We start from the raw sequence: 18,766 nt of genomic DNA on the forward strand, positions 1-18,766 counted from the left end.
CTCTTCAGTGGTGGTTTGGTGGTTCACGTCCGGCCACACGCCGGCAGGTCGTGGCGGTATCAGCCCAGGTCGGGGCCGGGCCGCTCGATGCCGCCCTCCTGGCCCGCCGCCGGGCTGGCAGGACCGGCCGGCGTCAGCGGATCGGTGTTGCGCTGCGGGACATCCAGGCCCGGCAGCGCCTGGCTGGGCTGCGGCACGATGGGTCCGGCGTCGCGGTCCACATAGCCGGCAGAGCGCAGCATGGAGTCGGCGATGGGCGCCGCGCCCGGGTTGCGCGCAATCTCCAGAGCAGCCTGCGTGCCGCTGTACTGAGACTTGATGGCCACGTCCACCGCCTGCGCATCGGTCTTGCGGGCCTGAGCGTCGATCAGCCTGGCTTGGGCCTCCGCGCGCGGATCGACCGGCGGCTGGCTCTGCATGCTGGCCAGGATCTCCTGCTTGTCGGCCAGGTTCGAGTGCTTGATCAGCGTCGGATCCGGGATGGCCACGCCGGCCTGCTTCATCTCCAGGGCCTGTTTGAACTGCGAGTTCTCGAAGGTGACCTGGGCCGGCTGCTCCGTGATCACCACGTCATAGGTGCCGATGGTCACGTCGTTCAAGTAGCGGCCCGTGCCGGGATCGAAGCGGTTGATCTCCAGGGTCTGGTCCGTGGGCTTGCCGGTCAGAGGATCGGTCTCGGTGATACGGAACACCCGGTAGCTGTCGTAGTAGCGCTGGATCAGCTTCAGGATTCGCTTGGCCAGCAGGTGGCGGGTGTAGGCCAGGTTATCCAGCGGCACGGCCAGCTGCTGCTGCGCCGCGAACTGCTTTGACTGAATGGCGATGCCGGGCTCGTTGGCGCCACCGATGCCGCGCATGGCCTCGGGCACCGTCACGTCCTTGAGCACGCCACTGGCCCGGTCCAGGATGCGGTCCATCCCAGAGGGCACCTGGTTGGGCTGGATCTTCTCGGGCCTCCTGGCTCCCTTCTTCACCTCGATGTGCAGCCCCGTGGCGCCGCCGCGCATCTCCAGCTCGTTGGGGCTCATGTTGGTGATGCTGCCCTGCTCCGTGATCCAACCACCATTGGCCGAGCTGCTCAGGATATGGATGATCTGGGACATCGCCTTGTTGACGATCTCCTGCGGGCCGATGGCGTCATCCACCATGCCGCCGGTACGGCCGCGCCGGAAATAGGCGAAGTACGGCACCACCGTGAAATGCTCGTAGGGGCTGAAGGTGTCGTGCAGCGTCGCGGTCAGCGTGGTGACGGTCCACTTCACCCGGCGGCGCATGCGCTTGGCACGCACAGCGCCCTGGGCCAGCGCGTCCTCGATGGAGTCCGGCGCCATGTGCTCCTCGATCTGCACGTCCCCTGTGTTGGGCCAGACCATGCAGGCCGTCTGCTCAAAGACCCAGCGCTGGCGGTCAATGATGCGGTAGCGCACCAGACCGTCCTCAGCCACCGAGCCAGCGTCGTAGGCGCCCAGGCGGTTGCGGCTGGCGAACTTGCTGCGCGACTCCTCGTCGTCCAGCTCGCCGAAGTCCACGCCCCCGTCGTGGCTCTCCTCGGCCTTCTTCCGCGCCTGCTTGCCATACAGCTGCTCGATTTCGTCCAGGGTGAGCCAGCGCGTGATGATGACGTCGCTCCACTTGTCGGGGTCGTAGCTCTTGGCGTCCGGGTCCGGGATCACGTCCATGGGATCCAGCGTGCTGAGGGCGATCTCGCCCAGGATGTTGTCGTCGAAGCACATCCGCAGGTCGAAGTACCCGCGCTGCTGGATCACGCCGTCGCTGAAGACCTGGGTTTCGTGCCAGTGCAGGCCCGCCATGTCGGCCACCTGCATGGCGACCTTCGACAGGATCGTGGCGCGGTCCAGGTCTGCGTCGCCGCCACGCGGCTTGAAGGCGATGTCCACGCGGTTCTGGATCTGGTAGCCGATGGCCGCATTGATGGAGGGCTTGATCTCGTTGAGCTCGTAGCAGGGCCGGCGCTCCTCCTCGAGCTGCGCGCGCGCCCCGGGCGTCCACTGCTTGCCCTGGCCCATATACATGTCCTCGCAGCGCTGGGCCTGCGGCAGGTAGTCGAGGTGCCCGCGGTCCTTGCCGTACTGGTAGCGGTTCCAGTTGGCCCGGGCAGCGTCGTCCAGGCTGCTGGTGATGGAGATGGTGTTGTTCATGGTCATGCTGCTGATTGGTCCCAGCCACGGCGGCCACCACGCGCCATGGCGCGCACACGGTCTTGCAGGCTCAGGCGCGGGCCATGGCCAGGGATCAGGGGGATGGGCGCCGGCAGGTCGTCCACGAAGGTCATGGCCACGCTGTCGCCCTTGTCGGGGGAGCGACCCAGCACCTCGCGGATCTCGTCCTTGCTGTTGATCTGGATGGCCGTGCCCTTGCCCATGGTCACGACCTTGAACCGGGGTGCGGCCAGGTCGCCTTCGAGCTCGGGGTCTGGAGGCAACGCGATGGGCTCCGGCCCGTGCGGGTCCAGGGCCTCGCGCAGGCGCCAGTACATCTCGGCGCGCTTGTTGCGGAAGTGCAGCTGGCCGGCCTTGTCCATGTGCTCGCTGGCGTTGGATGCGACTACTGGATGGATATGCAGTCCCAGTCCCACCAGGAAGTCGTAGGCGCTGGAACCGCAGCCGATGCTGTCCACCGCGATGGGCGCGCCGTCGCGCACCAGGGGCGTCACGAAGCCCGCCGCCGTGGGCCCGTCATGCGTCACCACGCCCGGCGCTGTCACCAGGCGGTCGAACCAGCGGTCGTGGCGCCGCGCTGCCGAGGACTTATCCAGGCCGCCGCGTGACGGGTCGAACCCCATGGCCGTCATCGGCCCCTTCTTCTCGGGCTCCTTCCAGCGCGCCATGGCCGCCTTGATCCACTCCGTTGGGATCAGCTGCCACACCGGGTCGGCCGCGCCCGCGCTGAAGTCACCGCGCAGCATCTGGGAGCGCAGCGGCTCTGGCAAGGCCTGCAGCTGGGCCTTGTAGCCGGTGGCCATCAGGAACAGGTTGTCATCCACGCGCGAGGGGATGAAGGTACGGCTCTTGGGCTGCATCAGCTCGCCGGACACCATCACGGGCTCAGGGCCGGCCACCTCCTGGTCCTCGCCCTTCTCGTTGGAGATGTACCAGCGCAGCTCGCCGGGCTTCGCTGGGTTCGGGTGGCGAGGATCCAGCCACGGCGCCCAAAAGCGCTTCACCCACTCGCCCTCCGGCCCCGTCGGCGGGTTGCCGGCGCAGACGATGCGCTGGCGCACCTTCGGGTTGTCCGTGCGCATCCAGGCGTTGAGCGTCCGGAACTGAGTCTCCGTGAAGTGGCAGATCTCGTCGTAGAGCTTGGCGTCGTGCGGCCGGCCGGCGTACTTCTCCCAGTCCTCGGGCTCGTTCACGCTGCCCAGCTCGAGCAGGCGGTCGCCAGGCAGACGCCAGAGCTTGTCCTGGCTGTTGTAGCCGTCTCGCGTGCCCAGGATCTTGGCCATGCGCGTCACCAGGCCCTTGAGCTGCACACCCTGGCGCCGGAAGATGATGGCGTGCTCCTGCGCGGTCAGGGCCAGGCCCAGCAGCAGCTCGGTCTTGCCGCCGCCGGCCGCGCCACCGTAGAACAGGATGTCGGCCGGGCAGTTGTAGGCCATCGTCTGCGGGCCTGGCTGGGGCACCCAGATGCCCGGGTCAGCCTCGCGCAGGAACACGTCCAGTTGCGCGCGCTGGGCCTCGGGCAGCAGCTTCAGGCGGCGCAGGATCTCGGCCGAGGTGGGGATGGCAGGCGCCGTCATTCAGGCAGCCCTCCACCCAGCACCAGGCCCAGCGTGGACATCAGCTCGGGATTGGCGGCCAGCACACGCTGCATGCGCATCGCGCGCTCTGCATCCGACATGTCGCGCAGCGAGAGCGGATCGGAGCGTTGGTAGTTGTCCCGGGCGTACAGGCCCAGGTTCTTGGCCAGCTTCTCCCAAGCCTCCAGCTGCGAGTGCATCTGGATCTCCACGCCGTACTTGGTCTGCTTGGCGCCGGCATACAGGGCTGCCGCGCGCTGGCTCAGGTGGCGCGTGTCCTTGAGCACGGTGCGCGGCTCGCCGCAACCACCGCAGCCTGGGCACTCTGGATGGGGCAGCAGGTGGGGGCTGTACCCTGCCCCGCCCTGTTCGTCGAATTCTTCAGCCGGCTTGCCCGCAGCGGCCCAGCGCTTGCGGTCCTCGGCCATCTCCAGCTCAGTGCGCTGGAACCTGTGGCCCTGGCCATGGCAGCACCTGCAGCAGCCCACACGAACCTCGATCAGTTCCCGGGGGTCAGCGGTGGCGATCAGGGCCAGCTGACGCACCACATGCTCGGCCTTGAGGTCCAGCTTGTCCTGCAGCTTCTTCTGGCCTGCCTGTATCGCATCCTGGACGTGAGGTCTCCTCAGGAGGTCCGAGGCCTGTACCGTGGCCGTGTGAGCGCTGTAGCCCGCCCGGATGGCCGCCTGCGTGCCGTTGGGGTCAATGAGGTACTCGCGGACGAAGCGCTGCTGGCGCGGATCCAGCTTGGCGATCTCCTTGGGCGTGGCGCCAGGCTTGTCAGGCCGGGTCCATCCGTTGGCCCGGGCACGCTTCCCAATGGCGGAATGCGTCAGCCCGTGGGCTTCAGCGATCTCCCGCAGGGACTGGTTCGTGGTGCGGTAGACGCGCTCGATCTCCGTCCAATCGGTGCTGGCCGGTGTCGCGCCCTCCGCATTGGGAGCGCTTGAAGATGGGGGGATAGCTGGGGTTTCCACAGCCAGGATGGTTCCTGGTGTGGCGACGGAATGGAAACCCCAGAGGGGGGATGACACAATGAAGAACCACAGTCACCGACAGAGGTAGGGATGATGGACTCGGAAAAGCCGCAACACGACCCCAACAAATCGGAAGCGATAACACGCTTGGTCCAGCTTCTAGCTGCATTACCAAAGCGTGCCGTACCCCCATCGACTGATCAGTCCGAAGGTGCAACATATTTGCGGCGCGAAGATGCTGTCAGTCATCTTCCAGACCTCTTCGCTGCGGCCTTTCCATCCGAAAACCATCTGACTGCTTATGAAGAAGCACTCAAAGGTGCTTTTTCCACTTTCGACCAGAAAAAGGCAGTTTCAGAGTTCATTGCCCGGCAATTCGACGTGGACGAAAGCAGACGTAAGGCTCTTGAATCTCTGTCAGACCCCTTGAACCTAAAAAGCGCGGCGGCAACTGCATTCCAAACTCCGCTGCCTGGGTTCGATCCTGCGGAGACCTTCGAAAAGAAAGCGGCAGCGTTATACGAAGCCCAGCATGGCATAGAAAATCTTGGAAGAGTGGCGGCGGGAACCACTCCACAGGATACTGCGGCCATGTTTGGTCTTCGCCCAGAGGACCATGCTGCGTTGACTGCAGATGAAGTTCTCCGAAGCTCGAACTGGGCTGCGGGCCATGGCGCAGGCATCGCGCCCTCCGAGTGGGCTGATGTAGTCACTAGTGCAGCCCTATCCAAAAATGCAGCCGATATCTTCAATGATCAACATCTAGGCAGCCCAGAGGCGATCCAGAAAGCAGCCGATCAAATGCTTTCGTCCATCACTGACGCGCCAGCTTTAGATTCAAAAGAATTTCAAGTCAAGCGCGAAGCCGATTTCATTCAGCAGCAGATGGATCACGCCAAATACGTAGAAGAAACCATCCACAAGCCCCAACGCGAAAGAGTACGGCGGGAACAGGAGCAATTGGCGCTTTTGCGTCGCAGTGTGGAAATCTCAGAAGAACAAGTTGCAGAGGCAAAGCAGTCCTCCATAGACGCCAACAAGAAGGCCAAAAAGGCAGATAGCATTGCCCGCGCATCGCTGTGGGTGGCTCTTGGCTCGTTCTTGTGGCAATTTATAAAGGACTATTTCTAGAGTCGTCAATCCGGCTTTATACAAGCATATCTTTGACTATCTGCTATGCAACGATACTTCAAAAAAACACATCAGAACACTATTTCCGGGGGACATCAGATCCTCCCCTCTTTCGCCAGCCGATTCAGCGAAGGCGCCAGCTTGGGATCAATGCCTCGGATCCGCCTGTTTGTCCGCTCCAGCGTCACCCCGGCTTTGTTGCGCCCTGTTCTGCGTGCCACTTCCGCATCTGACAATTTCCCAAGCAAGGCCACTTCTTCAGGAAGCCAGGGCCTGCGCTGCTTGGTTGCCTTGATGCCGTACTTCTTTCTGAGCTTGGCGATTGTTGAGAGATGTACTCCAGCCTCCCTTGCAATTACAGAATCAGCAACTTGGCCAAGCTGAGCCAGGAGTCCGCTGTTCAAGTCGTTCTTTGCTGTACGGACCTGTTTGGCCTCCTCCTTCGGCACCTTCTGCGTTTTCTGCTCCATCGCCGGACGTATCCCCCGGTACCGCCTGGCCGCAGCAGCTCTGCCCATCGTTGTTCCCAGAACCTCGGCCACGGCCTTGTCTGGCAAAACCCCCAGCAATGCAACCTGCTCTTCGCCCCAGACAAGTGCGGGAGCAATGCCCAAAGCCTGCCGCTTTTTTCCTACAGTCCTATTTGATAGGCCTAATTCTTCAGCTATTTCTCGATCAGATGATTTACCTAATCTCTCGAGCATCTGAGGGGTCCAAACAGTTCCTCGAGTCCAATTCTTAACTCGGTTATGTTTGCAAAATGATGCTATTCCCCGCTTCTTTCGCTCTGCAGCGACCGTACGTCTTCCCAGTCCGAACCTCTGCGCAAAATTATTGTCAGTGACAGTGCCGAGAATCTTTATCATTTCCTCAGTCCATTCAATTCTTTTCACCATAATTACGCTCCAAGATCGCGCTTCAGCTTTTTCAAGTCCCGAATGACTTCATTCAAAAGCATGTTGTCATTTTCTGCCGCCTGAATATTGCTCAGCTGAATCGCATCGCCCGCCAGCCTAGTTGCAAGGGAACGGCGCTCCCGCGGGTAGAGACGCACCACCAGATCACCAATTTCGATAATGGAGGTGCCATCGGGCAGGTCTGTGACCGACACAGCACGCGGCTCCGGCAATGGCTCTTGGGGCACAAACACCCCCGCACGTACTCGTCTCAGCGTCCCCTCGACGTGGATCATCCGGCTGACGTGGTCGTCGATGACGTGGTAGGCCTTGCCCGTCAGCGTCATCAGAGTTTCTCGGGTGACCACCTGGTTTTGCTGGACCAGTTCCTGAATCGTGTCGCAGATGATCTGCCGCGTCGTGCGAGTCTCTTCCGGCGTGGGCTCGGGGGGCGTGGTGCTGGTCTCTTCGGCGGTCATGGATTCGCCTCCTCTTGGCGGTCTTGCCAGTGCTTGGAAACAGGGGTGGACGGGCCGGCGGCCATGCGGCGCGGCAGCGGCCCGTCCCAATCGGTGATGTGCTGGTGGCGGCCAATGAAGCGCAGCGGCACCAGGCCCTGGGGGCCGTTGCGATGCGCCACGATCTCCAGCTCGCTGTAGCCCTGCAGCTCGGGCAGGCGCTTGCTCTGCGGGTGCGCCCAGTCCGTGAACAGCAGCGCGATCTGGTCAGCGGCGGCCTCGATGGCGCCCGACTCGCGCAGGTGGCTCATCGTGGGCCGGCCGTAGTGCTCGTCGGCCTTGCGGTTCATCTGGCTCAGGACCACTGCCACCATGTCCAGCTCCATGGCCAGGTTCTTGATGCCGTTCACGTCCCGATCCAGCTGGAGGTTGCGGCTGTCCTCGCCGGAATCCGCCATGCGCTGCAGGAAGTCCACGAAGATCACGTCCAGGCCGCTCTCGCGCTTGACCTTGAGGGCCTTGCGCCGGATGTCGCCCAGGGTGAGGCTGGTCTGGTCGTCGTGGTGCAGGTGCAGCCGCTCCAGCAGGTGGGCAGCAGCCGTCACTGCTGGCCACATGTCCGCGTCCTCGGGATTGGCGGCCAGGATGCGGCTCAGGTCGAAGGCTGCAGCCGCTGCGGTGTGCCGGTGCATCAGCTGGTTCACAGGCATTTCCTGGCTCAGGAACAGCACGCTCTGGCGCTGGGCCAGGTGGCGGGCGATGGCCAGGGCCAGCGCGGTCTTGCCGTGCTTGGGCCGGGCGCCCAGCACCAGGAGCTCGCCCCGGCGCAGGCCGCCGTTCAGCAGCTTGTCCAGGCCACGAATGCCCGTGGCCATGGCCGGGTTGCGCCCTTCGCTCAGCTCCTGCAGCAGCACCAGGTACTCGGTCACAGAATCGCTGATGCGCCTGGGGTCGCGCCGGCCCCGGCTGGTGGCCAGCTGGGCCAGCAGCATCTGGGCCTTGTCGATCTCGGCCGCAGCCAGGGCGCCGGGCTCCATGGCCGCGTCCACCATGGCCGTGCCGGCCTGGATCAGCTGCCGCAGGCGGTGCTGGTCCAGGATCTCGTCGGCATAGCGCCGCATGCTGGCCTGGCCCGGCAGGAACTGAGCGAGGTCGGTCAGCTGCGGCAGCGTGGTCTCGGCCTCCTGGCGCCGCAGCTCCTCGAAGACCGACACCGGGTCGGTGGGCGCGCCGGCCGTGGCCAGGGCCCGGACGGCACGGAACACCTCGCGGTGCATGGGCGCGTAGAACGCCATGGCGTCCAGCTCAGGCAGCGCTGCCCACGCCTCCGGGTCCAGCATCAGGCCGCCCAGAAGCGCGGCTTCCGACGCCACGCTGGCAGGCATGCGGCGCTCGGTGGGACGACTGCGCAATTCTGCGCGGTCCTGCTCGTCGGGTGGAAACTCGTCCATCAGCATTCGGCAGCGCCCCCGCGGTGGCTGGGCCAGTTGCACTTCAGCGACTTCGCCCCTTCACGCAGCCGGTCGAATGAGCGCTCGCCGACCGAGGCCTTGATGTCGTTGATCGCCAGGTTGGACAGCAGCACCGTGGGCCGCTGCATGGCGTAGCGGCTGTCGATCACCTCGAACAGCTGCAGGCGCTCTGCGTCCGTGCCCATGCTGGCCCCGACCTCATCGATGACCAGCAGAGCATCGCTCCCGAGGCTGGCGATCAGCTCGCTCTCAGTCTCCGGCCGGTCCCAGGAACTGGCCTGGAACCCGCTGCTGCCCCACGTAGCGCGCAGCATGCGCACGATCTGCCGGCTGCTGAGGATCCGGGCGCCCAGGTCGCGCTCTTGGATGACGTGGTTCACCATGGCGCAGCCGAGGTGGGTCTTGCCCGTGCCCACCGGGCCGATCATCCACAGGCCACCACCTGAGCGGAAGTCGTTCTCCTCGGCGAACTTGCGGCACGCGGCCAGCACATCAGCCTGGCCGGGATGGAACGGGCGATAGTTGGCAAACGAGCACTCCAGCATCCGGCCCACCAGGCCACTGCGGGCCATCCGGCTGCTCAGCCGGTCCTTTCGCTCTGCCTCTTTTTGCTCACGCATCGCTGCGGCAATGCGCTCATCGCGCTCATGCTGGAATTGATCCGTCATCGGGGACACCTTGGTCGTAGTAATCGCTGTGTTCATGGGTGAAGCCGCTGTGGCGGCCGGCATTGCTTCGGGGCTGGCCGTGGCCACCAGACGGCCCACGGTCATCGCCGATTCGCTTGGCGTACCAGCCAGCGTTGAAGCCTCGCCATCCCGCTTCACAGCAGACCTCGAGCGCCCGGGTCAGGGTGATGCGGGCCGTCGCGGCCTCTCGGGCAATGCCGTCCAGGGCGGTGTCGGTCAGGGGTGCGCGATGCTTCTTCCGCAAGGCCAGATAGTCCTGCCAGACCTTTTCGGGCACGTCGTCGGGCCGTGCTGCCTCGGCACTGCTGCGCTTGCCGGCTCCGCCGCCAGGAGACGCGCCATGGCTGGAGACGCCGGGTGGAGGGGCCGTACCGTCAGGTACGGGAGGTATTAACTCTCCCTGTCTCTCTCCCTGTCCCTCTCCCTTATTAGCCATCTCAGTCGCGTCTCTGGTAGACGGTGAGCGAGACGCTTTGGTAGACGGTTGAGCGTCTACATGACCGTCTACATGTAGAGCGATGAGATGTTCCAGTTCCGCCTTTGTCGGATTGGCGGGAGGCGTCACGCCAACGTCTCGCAGCCGGGCGGACAGTTCCTTGAGCTGCTCTCGCCAGCGCTGCTGGCGGGACTTCTTTGCATCCACGCCTTCCATATGAACCTGCCGGCCATCCCAGGCCTGGACCGCCAAATCAGCGATCACGGGGTGATAGAGGCGGCCGTCTGAGCACTTCACCCAGCCGCGCATGGCCATGTCGCGCACCTTCTTCCAACTGCGAGATCCGGACAGTGCCTCGAGCAGGCGCTCATCACTGGGCAAGCTGCCGCCTGGGATCTGGTTCCAGCTCTTGCACCACAAGGCCACGGCGGCCTTGAACTCGTCCCCCGTGCTCAGCAAAAACAGGTCGGAGTCGAGCAGGCGCCCGGTCTCCAGGGGCATCCATGGCAAGCCCCGCAGGTTGCAGTCAGGCGGCGTCATGGGTGGGGGTAGATCTGTGCTCATGGTTTTCGAGCTCCCTTTTCCTGGGCCATCCGTCATCCAGCAGCCCTCACACCCTGCCCGCCGCTGTGCGCCTGCAGGGCGGCCAGCGCCTTCAGGGCCTGGTTCAGCGTGGCGGTGGCGCTGTCGATGGACTCGGCGATGCGCGCCGCCTGGTCCTCGGGCGCCTTGCGGTCAGGCCGGGCATGCAGCGTCTCGTCGCAGGCGTACATAAGCGGGTCGTACCGACCGCAGAAACGCATGGCTGCAATGATCTGGCCGAAGGTCAAGCGCTCGTCTTTCTCAGCATTCAAGCAAGCGCGCAGGCGGGCGTGGGCGGATTCCAGCTTCATGTGCGGGAACAGATAAACGGCCAGTTCCTTTGCCGACTTTTCGCTATTGGCGATCATTTGGGCCAGTGCGTCGTACTCGTCTTCATAAATGGACTTCATGGCGTTAACCTATTGATTTATCTGCAGTTTTCTTTTCACCCCTCGCACCTCCTAAATCTGAGGGGACGTGAGGGGTGCTTTTTTGGGGCAAAAAAAAGACGATTCGGTCACCGCTGAAAAGCAGCTCAACTGAATCGCAGACATGAACAACCAATCCGCAGCCGTCACGCCCTTCCACCGCTCCTCGCACACTGCGTTCAGCGAGAACATCAGCCCGGCGACAGGCCGACGCGAGCAGGTCATGACCGTTTCGCGTTTGGAACTGGCCTGGGCTACCGGCGAGCTGGTGATCAAGGCCCGTGGCAGTCGGGTCGTTGTGGACGCAGACCAGCAGCAGCGCGGCCGGCGCTCGCCGTTTTGAGCAATGCTCATTTCCGCGAACTCAGGCATGGGTGACATCCGCAGATGGGTGCATCGGCTGCTTAGCCAGCTTGGGCGTGACCCTGCCGCGCTTGCCGCGCAAAACATCCCAGCGGATGTCTGGTCGCATGTCCTCGCAGCGCACCACGCCTCTCGTCAGTTCTTCGATGAGGGGGCAGTGCTCTGCGGGGATCTGCCCACCAGGCCCCTTCCACTGGCTCACCGCCGCCCTGGTTACGTTGAGTGCTCTAGCGATAACCGCCTGCGTGCCGACGATCCGCGCAGCACGATCGATAGGGTGTTCCATGGGTAACTCCTGTTTGCTTGCCCGAAAGTCTAGTTTTTCTAAATCTCATAGTCAAGCAATTCAAAACCCAGATGATAAGCAAATCTGTACGATCACGCCATGGAACTTAGAGAATGGGTGCGTGCTGCCCGCAAGCACAGAAATTGGACCCAGGAAAAGCTGGGAGAGGCCGTCGGCCGGTCCAAGGCAAACGTTGCGCTCTGGGAGTCCGGCAAACACTCGCCGAGCTACTCCCAGGTGGTAGAGATTGCGAGGCACACCGGATTTCCAACGCCTGAGAACCTGGGCGACGATGCCGGAGCACTTGAGATGGACTACTCGCTGTCCGGGGAAGGCAACATCGTCGGCATCCCTGTCACCGGCGACATCCGGTTTGTAAACGGCGTCTACACCATTGAGGAACCTTCTGAGGGCGGCTACGTCCTGGGCTCCGGAGTGCATGAGGGCTACTGCTTGCGCGTCCAGGGCGACGAGCTGCGCCCGACTCTCAAGGATGGCGACCTACTGGTCCTCGATCCTCACGCAAATCCAGCGTTCAGCGAGTACTGCCTGCTGCGCACGCCTAGTGGCGACTGGTTCGTCGAGTTCCTGGCCGACAAGGACGAGTCCAAGGCTTTCGAGGTCATTCAGACCGGTGAACGCCTCACCATCAGAGAAGAAGACATCGACCAACTAGACATAGTGGTCGCTACCGTATCCCGGCGCCAGTGGCGCAAAACATGGAACCCGCTTCCACCAAAAGTTAAGCAAGACTGATTTTTTAGTTGAGCTATGCTTGACCAAAAAGTTAAGAATCACTAGACTTTGTTCCAGCGCCTCTTTTTTGGGCGCATGGAGCGAAGATGAGCAACCCCAACCGCGCCGCCCTGCTAGGGGCAGCACCCGAAGCGCACCGCCGCCAGTGCCTACTGGCGATCGATGCAATTGAAGGCCGCCGCTGGCCCAGCGCAGCCGCCCTGCTCAGGGCTGAGGCAACGGTGGCCTCGGAATGGGCCGATCAAGCCCGCGTCCTGGCCACCTGGTGCGAAGCAGAGGGTGAAAGCGGCCGCGTGCATTCCACCGTACCCACAGCGCTGGAATGCCATGCCCCGGCAGACCTGCTGGGCCCGGGCCCGGCCGGAGCCCCCACCCTCGAATCCCTGGAAGCCGGCTTGCTGGCTCTGGCGCATGGTCTGGGCCGCGACCACGCTGCCCGCGTCCGCCGCGCCATGAACGGCGTGCTGCAGGCCGCCCACGCCCCCGCCGCTCTGCCGCCCCAAGCCGCCGCGCTCGGCGCCGCGCTGGACAGCAGCAGCCTCGAACAGGCGGACGCTGAATGAACGCGGGAGCCAACATGCCGACCATCACGAACGAACTGGCCGTCTGCCCAGACAGCCCTGGCCTGATCACGGCTGTTACCGGCGACGGCCCCGTCATGGCGCTGGACCTGGCCACCGTGCCGCGCGAGCTATTGGAGCGCATTACCGCGCGCGCGCTCAGCGTTGCTGCCGCGTGGGACGACTGCTTTATCAGCACGGAGTACCTGCGCGGCAAGTCTTCTCTCGAGTCTTTGAGCTTTGCCGTGAACGAGCTGGACCAGCACTTCCTGCCGCTGGTGCCCCGCGTCCGCGACCTTGCGTCCCACGGCATCGCCTTCGAGGCCGAGGGCCAGACCTTTCCGGTCATCCGCAGCGGCGAGCTCGTGTGGATCGACCATGCCCAGCTCTCGCTCCTTGAGCTGGCTGCCGTCCGCGCCTGGCTGCGGCTCAACATGGTCGCAGCCACAGAGCAGTCCGTGACTTTCAAGCTGCGTTTGGAGCAGTTCGATCGGGAGGTAGTCCGTTGAACCCCATGAATACTGGAGACCTACAGCCCAGGTCTCCAAGCCAATCCGTAACCCACGGATTGCAGATGGAGGCAGGTCAACAGTACTGTCAAACCATGAGTTCAGATCACAGTCCTATGCAGCGGCACGCATGCAACAGCGCGGAATTCGGGGCTCCCAATAGGCCCTCGATTGAAAGCCGTCAGCTCGGTAATCTGTGGCCCTGTTCGTGTTTTCTACAGCCTTCAGCAGCACGCGAAGCAACACTCGTTGGGAAGCGTCGCCATGGACGACATGTTCAAGAGCCCTCTGTCGCTACCACTGGCGGCAAAGGCATACAGCGCGGATTTCTGCGAACAACGATTAATTCAAGCGCTTTTGACCAGATTTTAAAAAGCCTTATCCCTTAGCCTATGGATTTTTACGACCGTGAAGGAGATTGCAGCATGGCAGTGAACATTCCCATTAATGAGCACCAAATCGATGGCGAGCTCATCAAAACGTGCGACGGACGCCAGTTGCATACGGAGCTCGGGGTAGCCAAGGACTACACCACCTGGGCAAAGGCCCAGATCAAGCGTGCACGCCTGGTTGAAAACCGGGACTACCTTCTCACCCAGGAGGGGGAGCAGCTAGCGAGCGGCACCAAGTGGAAGTCGGTCTACCACTTCAGTGTCGATGCCGCCAAGCACATCGCCATGATGAGTGGCTCGGAACGTGGCCATGAGGTTCGGGAGTACTTCATTGCGTGCGAACGGGTCGCCAAGGGTCTGCCTGCCAAGGCGCGGATCCCATATTCCATGGGTAAAGCCGACACGCTGACACAGGTGGAGCAAGACGAGCTGCGCGGTTTGCTCACCAAGGGTGCTGAATCGCTGCCGGAGAAGCAACGGGGTGCCTTCCTTCTACGCGGGTGGAGCAAGCTCAAGGCCCATTTCCGAGTCTCCTACCGCGAAATCCCGCGAAGCGAGTTCACGGAGGCCCTGGCAATTGCATCGCGGCATGTCGCAGAGATCGCCCCCGTGATCGATGCACCTCGCGCGGCGCCTACCGAAAGTGCACTTCATCAGGCAATGGGCAGCATGCATCTGATGGCGGAGGCTGTGGCTGACATGGCGGCGGCGGTCCTAAATCTCAGCCGCAACACAGCAGCACACGTCGAAAAAAGTGAAGGACTGAACGGCGGCAACCGTCAGTCCTTCGGCGAAGCACCTGCGGCGGCAACCGCACGAGCTTCTTGATCCCGAACCCTTACTAGGACTGAATCATGAACGCGATTATCGCGCGCACCACTGCGAGCGCAAGGCCGGGCCCTGCCCGCAAGAAGGCCAAGCCGGCGGATGCCGCGCCCCTGCCGCCCATCAATGAGGCCGAGGCTCTGTGCCGCCAAGCCGTCGGCGTAGTCTCTACGCTTGTGGCGCGCGCTGCTGAAACCAGCAATATCACGGCACTTCTCCCACCGGAATTGCTGGACGAGGCGGACTGCCTGCTGATGGAGATTCGCGACAACGGCTCAAAAACCCGTGGGCTGGTCGATGCGCTGCAGCGGGCATACACGCTGCTGGACGGCGCGGCGTCGGAAACGCCTGAGCGCTTGAGCACCGCTGTCGGTGAGGCTGTGTTTGCTGGCTTGACCATCAGCAACGCCCTGAGCCTCACCAAGGCGCTGGAAACGGCTTACCAAGCAGGCGACCTACAGCGGCTGCGCGCACTGGGCACATACCAGGGCGCAATGGAGGTGGCAGTGCAAGGCCGTGCGGGAGGGTCGGCCGCGCCATCGCCCCACGCCCGCACGCAGGTCCATGAGTCCTTGGGCCAACTTGCCGCGCTGCTGAAACAGGCCGCGCGCACCGATGAACCCCACGCCCATAGCGGCGACTCCGACCGCCTCCTGCGGATCGGCGGAGAACTCGCGGAGAGGGCCGCCGTTGCCGTGGGGACGCCCGACTGCGAAGACCTCGCCTTCGACATCGCCGCATGCGTCAGCGCATCCAGCCGCGTGCCAGGAGACACCCAGTCACCAAAGCGTGCGGAATTCATCAAGCTGGCAGCGGAAGTCCTGGCCGTCCTCGGAGGCACCACAGTAGAGGACATCCTGGATCTGTCCGCGCCTACCGTCAAACCGTCAGCGAACGAGCGCTCGCAACTGACCAGAGGTCAGCTCCTTATTGTTCTTGGGCAGGTCGCCAGTACGAGCTCCTCCTTGAACCACTTGCTCATGGCTGCCCAAACAGGCGACGGGGAAATCCTGCTGCCTGCTGTCATTGACGCAGCCCAAGCCCTCGTCGTGATGATTGGCGCGATGGCTGACAACGCGACCGGGGGCGAAATTGTCGGCGGACACGAGCGTTGGTTCTACGGCCCTAACTTCGCCCGTGAAGATGGAGATACAGCATGAGCACCGTCGCCCAAAGGCCCAAGGCCCGCACGCAGCCGCCAGCTGCTGCACCCCGCCCAGCAGCCGCGCCGGCCGATCCCGCGCGCACACCCGCCAGCTTCGCCGCCGCCTTCATCAGCATGGGCTCCATGTTGGAAATCTCGGCCACCGGCTGGGCACACTGGGCCGGCAGCTGCGACGCGGCTCGCCTGCTGCTGATGGCCCGAGCGGACATCGAAGAGCATGCACAGCGCAACATCAACGAGGAAGAGCGCGCCGGGGACTTCGCCCTGGACATCGCCGCGCTGATCAAGGCCGCGCGCCGGGCACCTGGTCCGGCAGAGCCAGCCGAAGCCAAGAAGCTGCTGGACCAGGCCATGGCTGACCTGGCCTGGATCGCGGACATGCCCGTGGCCGAGCTGATGGAGGACGCAGCAGCACCAGCCGCTCAGCAGCAGGACCAGGAAGAACGACTCAAGCTCGCACGCGGTGCCAACTACCAGATCGAGCGCCTGGCCCAGACCCTGATCCTGCTGGCTGACCAGCTGGAATCTGACGCCCAGCCCGTCTTCCATGGAATGGCGGCTCGCATTGCCCAGCTCTCCGGGCTCGTCTACTTCGCAGGCCAGCTCCATGGCGAAGACCCGGCCACCGTGGGCACCCCGCCCCTGAGCGACCTGCAGAGCGTTTTCGAGGGAGGGCTGCGCTGTGGCTGAAGCACGCAAACCCAAGAGCAGCGCCCAGGCCCTCCTGGCCATGGCGCCGCGCGCACTCAATGGCGCCGCGTGGCTGGAGCAACACGAAGCGCTGACGCACCACCTGCTGCACATGATGGCGCGTGCCCTGGCCAAGCCGGCCGGCCGTGCCACGGACGGAGCGCTGCAGCCCATTGCCCAGGCATACAGCGCTCTGCGCGAGCATGCCAAGCAGGTAGTGGGCGATGCGGTGCCCGTGGTGCTGGCTGCCGACGGCCGCCATGAAATCCCGTTCGAGAAGCTGTCCGAGGCTCGCTCCAAGGTGGCAGTGCTGCAGGCCGAGCTGCAGGCTGCGCACATCGCGGGCGCCCAGGCCCGGGATCTGCTGGCACTGGTGCAGTCCTGCATGGCTCAGGGCGCGGCGCCTTCGGCGGAGCTGGCGGCCCGAATCCAGCAGGCCGTGGGCCAGACGGCCAGCACTACCGAACCACAGCCCGGCGAGGGCCAGGAGGCAGTTCAGGACCTGGTGCGCGGGCTCGCCAGTCATGAGTTCAACGCCGGCAGGCAGGCCATGCACACCGACATCCTGTCGTTGCTGTCCCGCCGGCTGGGTGAGATGGATGCCGCCTCCAAACGCCACCCCCAGGTAGCAGTGCAAATCACCCAGGCGGCCGGCGTGCTCAAGGTGGCGCGCAAGCAGATCCAGGAGATCCAACCATGACCGGCCGCCGAGCAGAAAACCGCCTCACGCGGGCGGACACCACAGCGCTCTGGCATGCCGTCAAGGCCATGGCGGACATCCTCGAGGCCACACGCAAGCTGGAGGGCGTATACCCCGAGCATCTCGCTGAAGACGAGGCCCAACTGGCGCGTGCCCGCCGCGCCCTGCGCAAGGCGAACAAGCTGCGCGAAGAGATGGGCCGGCGCCCAGGCACCCGGGCCGAACGCCCCCAGCGCACGATAGGAGGGCCCAAGCCGTGACAGCAGAAGCCATCACCACCAGCCTCTACCTGAACGAGGAGGAGATCGACGGCCTGTGCAAACCCCTGAAACAGCGCTTCGCCCAGCGCCGCTACATCGAGCAGGTGCTGGGCCTCCCGGTGGCCGGCATCCGTCCAGACGGGCTGCCCCTGGTGGGCCGCACCATGGTGGACGAAAAGCTCAACAACAAAAAACCGTCCGCGTCCGAACGCGGATTCAAATGGAGTAAGTGATGGGTCGCAGAAGAGAGCGGGCATCAGGCTTCGGTCTGTTGCCCCGGATGGAAGCCAGGCCGCGCAAGAACGGGCTTGTCACCTACCGATATCACCCGGTGGGCGGCAAGCCCATCAACCTGGGCACCGACCGCACGGCGGCCATGCAGGCCGTGCTGGAGATGAACCACGCGCCCAACTCCCAGGGCACGATCCGCGAGCTCTGGGACCTGTACCAAAAGACCGCCCGCTGGACGGCCCTGGCGGAACGCACGAAGAAGGACTACGAGTCCTACAGTCTGAAGCTCATCGAGGTCATGGGCGAGGTGCCGGCCGCCGCAGTGCGCCCCACCGACATCGCCAGGTTCCTGCGCGTGGAGCGTGCAGACGCACCCGTGCGGGGCAATCGAGAAATCGCCCTGCTCTCCAACCTGATGAACGTGGCCATCGAGCGCGGGCTGATCGACGCCAACCCGTGCAAGCAGGTCAAGAAGAACAGCGAGCGGGCCAGAACAGAGGCGCCGGAGCCGGCCGAGCTGCGTGCCTTCCTGGACTGGCTGGAGGCCGGCAGCCCTGCGCGCAAGACCCTGGCCCTGATGGCCGAGTTTGCCGCCCTGGCTGGCTCACGCCGCGTGGAGTTCCTGGCCCTGCAGGTGCCGCAGATCGACCTGCAGGCCGGCGAGATCCGGCTGATGCGCGCCAAGCAGCACGGCGGCACCAAGCGGGCGGAGAACATCGCCATGGGCCCGGCCATGCTGGACTTGGCCAAGAGGCTACTGCAGCTGCCGCGCCCTGAGACATCGCTGCACGTCTTCATCAACCAGCACGGTAGCCCGCTCACCGAATCGGGCTTCACCACGGGCTGGCAGCGGGCGATGGTCGAGGCCCTGGAGACCAAGGTGATCAGCCGGCGCTTCACCTTCCACGACCTGCGGGCGTACTACACGACCCAGCACAAGGCACGGTATGGTGCCCTGCCCGAGCTTCACGCCAGCTCGGCCACCACGGCCCGGGTCTACGACCGCTCGAAGGTCTCGAAACGGCAGTCCCTGGGCTGACCTCTATTCCCAAATTGGGAATAAAACAAAAGCCGCGCTACCTTTACGATAGCGCGGCTTCCGCGTGTTTGTTGGTGGGTCCTGCGAGATTCGAACTCGCGACCAACGGATTAAAAGTCCGCTGCTCTACCGACTGAGCTAAAGACCCGAACCACGCTTTGCAT

At 64.0% G+C, this 18,766-nt stretch carries 22 protein-coding genes and 1 tRNA gene; 12 read left to right on the forward strand and 11 right to left on the reverse strand.

The window, feature by feature from the left end; genetic code table 11:
* Nucleotides 1-59: 59 nt before the first annotated feature.
* Genes ACUTR7_RS03715 through ACUTR7_RS03725 form a run of 3 tightly spaced genes read right to left on the reverse strand, consistent with a single transcriptional unit; the run spans nt 60 to nt 4,734 of the window.
* Nucleotides 60-2,159 (reverse strand): portal protein, encoded by a 2,100-nt coding sequence (locus ACUTR7_RS03715; RefSeq protein ID WP_445608156.1) that lies wholly within the window; start codon nt 2,157-2,159, stop codon nt 60-62.
* Nucleotides 2,160-2,161: 2 nt separating this feature from the next.
* On the reverse strand, nt 2,162-3,757 hold the full coding sequence (locus ACUTR7_RS03720) for a terminase (protein WP_445608157.1): 1,596 nt from the start codon (nt 3,755-3,757) through the stop codon (nt 2,162-2,164).
* On the reverse strand, nt 3,754-4,734 hold the full coding sequence (locus tag ACUTR7_RS03725; RefSeq protein ID WP_445608158.1) for a terminase small subunit: 981 nt from the start codon (nt 4,732-4,734) through the stop codon (nt 3,754-3,756). Before ACUTR7_RS03725 ends, ACUTR7_RS03720 begins: the two co-directional genes overlap by 4 nt.
* 90 nt (nt 4,735-4,824) lie before the next feature.
* On the opposite strand from ACUTR7_RS03725, the gene ACUTR7_RS03730 reads away from it, so the two are divergent.
* On the forward strand, nt 4,825-5,865 hold the full coding sequence (locus ACUTR7_RS03730; protein ID WP_445608159.1) for a hypothetical protein: 1,041 nt from the start codon (nt 4,825-4,827) through the stop codon (nt 5,863-5,865).
* Between the two features lie 95 nt (nt 5,866-5,960).
* Here the strand turns inward: ACUTR7_RS03730 and ACUTR7_RS03735 are convergent, their stop codons facing one another.
* The 6 genes from ACUTR7_RS03735 to ACUTR7_RS03760 are packed head-to-tail and all read right to left on the reverse strand — an operon-like array spanning nt 5,961 to nt 10,808.
* Nucleotides 5,961-6,761 (reverse strand): hypothetical protein, encoded by an 801-nt coding sequence (locus ACUTR7_RS03735; protein ID WP_445608160.1) that lies wholly within the window; start codon nt 6,759-6,761, stop codon nt 5,961-5,963.
* 2 nt (nt 6,762-6,763) lie between these two features.
* Nucleotides 6,764-7,240, reverse strand: a complete 477-nt coding sequence (locus ACUTR7_RS03740; RefSeq protein ID WP_445608161.1) for a hypothetical protein — start codon at nt 7,238-7,240, stop codon at nt 6,764-6,766.
* On the reverse strand, nt 7,237-8,670 hold the full coding sequence (locus ACUTR7_RS03745) for a replicative DNA helicase (RefSeq protein ID WP_445608162.1): 1,434 nt from the start codon (nt 8,668-8,670) through the stop codon (nt 7,237-7,239). The genes ACUTR7_RS03740 and ACUTR7_RS03745 overlap by 4 nt, the downstream gene beginning before the upstream one ends.
* Nucleotides 8,670-9,359: an ATP-binding protein gene (locus ACUTR7_RS03750; RefSeq protein WP_445608163.1), complete on the reverse strand. Its 690-nt coding sequence runs from the start codon at nt 9,357-9,359 to the stop codon at nt 8,670-8,672. The genes ACUTR7_RS03745 and ACUTR7_RS03750 overlap by 1 nt, the downstream gene beginning before the upstream one ends.
* Nucleotides 9,337-10,380 (reverse strand): DUF1376 domain-containing protein, encoded by a 1,044-nt coding sequence (locus tag ACUTR7_RS03755; RefSeq protein ID WP_445608164.1) that lies wholly within the window; start codon nt 10,378-10,380, stop codon nt 9,337-9,339. Before ACUTR7_RS03755 ends, ACUTR7_RS03750 begins: the two co-directional genes overlap by 23 nt.
* Nucleotides 10,381-10,412: 32 nt before the next feature.
* Nucleotides 10,413-10,808 (reverse strand): hypothetical protein, encoded by a 396-nt coding sequence (locus ACUTR7_RS03760; protein WP_445608165.1) that lies wholly within the window; start codon nt 10,806-10,808, stop codon nt 10,413-10,415.
* Between the two features lie 142 nt (nt 10,809-10,950).
* On the opposite strand from ACUTR7_RS03760, the gene ACUTR7_RS03765 reads away from it, so the two are divergent.
* Complete coding sequence (locus ACUTR7_RS03765; protein ID WP_445608166.1) at nt 10,951-11,169, forward strand: hypothetical protein; 219 nt, start codon at nt 10,951-10,953, stop codon at nt 11,167-11,169.
* Nucleotides 11,170-11,190: 21 nt separating this feature from the next.
* Here ACUTR7_RS03765 and ACUTR7_RS03770 read toward each other — a convergent pair whose 3' ends face one another.
* Entirely contained in the window at nt 11,191-11,475 is a 285-nt protein-coding gene (locus ACUTR7_RS03770; RefSeq protein ID WP_445608167.1) for a helix-turn-helix domain-containing protein, read from the reverse strand.
* 99 nt (nt 11,476-11,574) lie between these two features.
* Between ACUTR7_RS03770 and ACUTR7_RS03775 the strand changes: the two genes are divergently transcribed.
* The 10 genes from ACUTR7_RS03775 to ACUTR7_RS03820 all read left to right on the forward strand — a co-directional run bounded on the left by ACUTR7_RS03775 (nt 11,575) and on the right by ACUTR7_RS03820 (nt 18,602).
* Nucleotides 11,575-12,231, forward strand: a complete 657-nt coding sequence (locus tag ACUTR7_RS03775) for a helix-turn-helix domain-containing protein (RefSeq protein ID WP_445608168.1) — start codon at nt 11,575-11,577, stop codon at nt 12,229-12,231.
* 86 nt (nt 12,232-12,317) lie between these two features.
* Nucleotides 12,318-12,794, forward strand: coding sequence for a hypothetical protein (locus tag ACUTR7_RS03780; RefSeq protein WP_445608169.1), 477 nt, complete (start codon nt 12,318-12,320; stop codon nt 12,792-12,794).
* A 14-nt stretch (nt 12,795-12,808) separates the two neighbouring features.
* Nucleotides 12,809-13,300 (forward strand): hypothetical protein, encoded by a 492-nt coding sequence (locus ACUTR7_RS03785; RefSeq protein WP_445608170.1) that lies wholly within the window; start codon nt 12,809-12,811, stop codon nt 13,298-13,300.
* 425 nt (nt 13,301-13,725) lie between these two features.
* A complete protein-coding gene (locus ACUTR7_RS03790) occupies nt 13,726-14,520 on the forward strand; it encodes an antA/AntB antirepressor family protein (protein ID WP_445608171.1) in 795 nt (264 codons plus the stop codon).
* 26 nt (nt 14,521-14,546) lie between these two features.
* Nucleotides 14,547-15,677 (forward strand): hypothetical protein, encoded by a 1,131-nt coding sequence (locus tag ACUTR7_RS03795; protein ID WP_445608172.1) that lies wholly within the window; start codon nt 14,547-14,549, stop codon nt 15,675-15,677.
* Nucleotides 15,674-16,372, forward strand: coding sequence for a hypothetical protein (locus tag ACUTR7_RS03800; protein ID WP_445608173.1), 699 nt, complete (start codon nt 15,674-15,676; stop codon nt 16,370-16,372). The genes ACUTR7_RS03795 and ACUTR7_RS03800 overlap by 4 nt, the downstream gene beginning before the upstream one ends.
* Nucleotides 16,365-17,072 carry a hypothetical protein gene (locus ACUTR7_RS03805; RefSeq protein WP_445608174.1) on the forward strand — a complete coding sequence of 236 codons (708 nt, stop codon included), beginning with the start codon at nt 16,365-16,367 and terminating at the stop codon, nt 17,070-17,072. The genes ACUTR7_RS03800 and ACUTR7_RS03805 overlap by 8 nt, the downstream gene beginning before the upstream one ends.
* Nucleotides 17,069-17,332: a hypothetical protein gene (locus tag ACUTR7_RS03810; protein WP_445608175.1), complete on the forward strand. Its 264-nt coding sequence runs from the start codon at nt 17,069-17,071 to the stop codon at nt 17,330-17,332. Before ACUTR7_RS03805 ends, ACUTR7_RS03810 begins: the two co-directional genes overlap by 4 nt.
* Nucleotides 17,329-17,565, forward strand: a complete 237-nt coding sequence (locus tag ACUTR7_RS03815; protein WP_445608176.1) for a hypothetical protein — start codon at nt 17,329-17,331, stop codon at nt 17,563-17,565. Before ACUTR7_RS03810 ends, ACUTR7_RS03815 begins: the two co-directional genes overlap by 4 nt.
* Complete coding sequence (locus ACUTR7_RS03820; RefSeq protein ID WP_445608177.1) at nt 17,565-18,602, forward strand: tyrosine-type recombinase/integrase; 1,038 nt, start codon at nt 17,565-17,567, stop codon at nt 18,600-18,602. Before ACUTR7_RS03815 ends, ACUTR7_RS03820 begins: the two co-directional genes overlap by 1 nt.
* Before the next feature lie 72 nt (nt 18,603-18,674).
* On the opposite strand, the gene ACUTR7_RS03825 is transcribed toward ACUTR7_RS03820, so the two are convergent.
* Nucleotides 18,675-18,750, reverse strand: a tRNA-Lys gene (locus ACUTR7_RS03825).
* Nucleotides 18,751-18,766: the final 16 nt, after the last annotated feature.

It is taken from the genome of Delftia sp. NA_296.1, from assembly GCF_052692095.1.

Excerpts from the sequence above, each read along its gene's own strand:
- ACUTR7_RS03715 (WP_445608156.1), bottom strand. The coding sequence starts at position 2,159 with ATGAACAACACCATCTCCATCACCAGCAGCCTGGACGACGCTGCCCGG.
- ACUTR7_RS03720 (WP_445608157.1), bottom strand. The coding sequence starts at position 3,757 with ATGACGGCGCCTGCCATCCCCACCTCGGCCGAGATCCTGCGCCGCCTG.
- ACUTR7_RS03730 (WP_445608159.1), top strand. The coding sequence starts at position 4,825 with ATGATGGACTCGGAAAAGCCGCAACACGACCCCAACAAATCGGAAGCG.
- ACUTR7_RS03735 (WP_445608160.1), bottom strand. The coding sequence starts at position 6,761 with ATGGTGAAAAGAATTGAATGGACTGAGGAAATGATAAAGATTCTCGGC.
- ACUTR7_RS03740 (WP_445608161.1), bottom strand. The coding sequence starts at position 7,240 with ATGACCGCCGAAGAGACCAGCACCACGCCCCCCGAGCCCACGCCGGAA.
- ACUTR7_RS03745 (WP_445608162.1), bottom strand. The coding sequence starts at position 8,670 with ATGGACGAGTTTCCACCCGACGAGCAGGACCGCGCAGAATTGCGCAGT.
- ACUTR7_RS03750 (WP_445608163.1), bottom strand. The coding sequence starts at position 9,359 with ATGACGGATCAATTCCAGCATGAGCGCGATGAGCGCATTGCCGCAGCG.
- ACUTR7_RS03755 (WP_445608164.1), bottom strand. The coding sequence starts at position 10,380 with ATGAGCACAGATCTACCCCCACCCATGACGCCGCCTGACTGCAACCTG.
- ACUTR7_RS03760 (WP_445608165.1), bottom strand. The coding sequence starts at position 10,808 with ATGAAGTCCATTTATGAAGACGAGTACGACGCACTGGCCCAAATGATC.
- ACUTR7_RS03765 (WP_445608166.1), top strand. The coding sequence starts at position 10,951 with ATGAACAACCAATCCGCAGCCGTCACGCCCTTCCACCGCTCCTCGCAC.
- ACUTR7_RS03770 (WP_445608167.1), bottom strand. The coding sequence starts at position 11,475 with ATGGAACACCCTATCGATCGTGCTGCGCGGATCGTCGGCACGCAGGCG.
- ACUTR7_RS03775 (WP_445608168.1), top strand. The coding sequence starts at position 11,575 with ATGGAACTTAGAGAATGGGTGCGTGCTGCCCGCAAGCACAGAAATTGG.
- ACUTR7_RS03780 (WP_445608169.1), top strand. The coding sequence starts at position 12,318 with ATGAGCAACCCCAACCGCGCCGCCCTGCTAGGGGCAGCACCCGAAGCG.
- ACUTR7_RS03785 (WP_445608170.1), top strand. The coding sequence starts at position 12,809 with ATGCCGACCATCACGAACGAACTGGCCGTCTGCCCAGACAGCCCTGGC.
- ACUTR7_RS03790 (WP_445608171.1), top strand. The coding sequence starts at position 13,726 with ATGGCAGTGAACATTCCCATTAATGAGCACCAAATCGATGGCGAGCTC.
- ACUTR7_RS03795 (WP_445608172.1), top strand. The coding sequence starts at position 14,547 with ATGAACGCGATTATCGCGCGCACCACTGCGAGCGCAAGGCCGGGCCCT.
- ACUTR7_RS03800 (WP_445608173.1), top strand. The coding sequence starts at position 15,674 with ATGAGCACCGTCGCCCAAAGGCCCAAGGCCCGCACGCAGCCGCCAGCT.
- ACUTR7_RS03810 (WP_445608175.1), top strand. The coding sequence starts at position 17,069 with ATGACCGGCCGCCGAGCAGAAAACCGCCTCACGCGGGCGGACACCACA.
- ACUTR7_RS03820 (WP_445608177.1), top strand. The coding sequence starts at position 17,565 with ATGGGTCGCAGAAGAGAGCGGGCATCAGGCTTCGGTCTGTTGCCCCGG.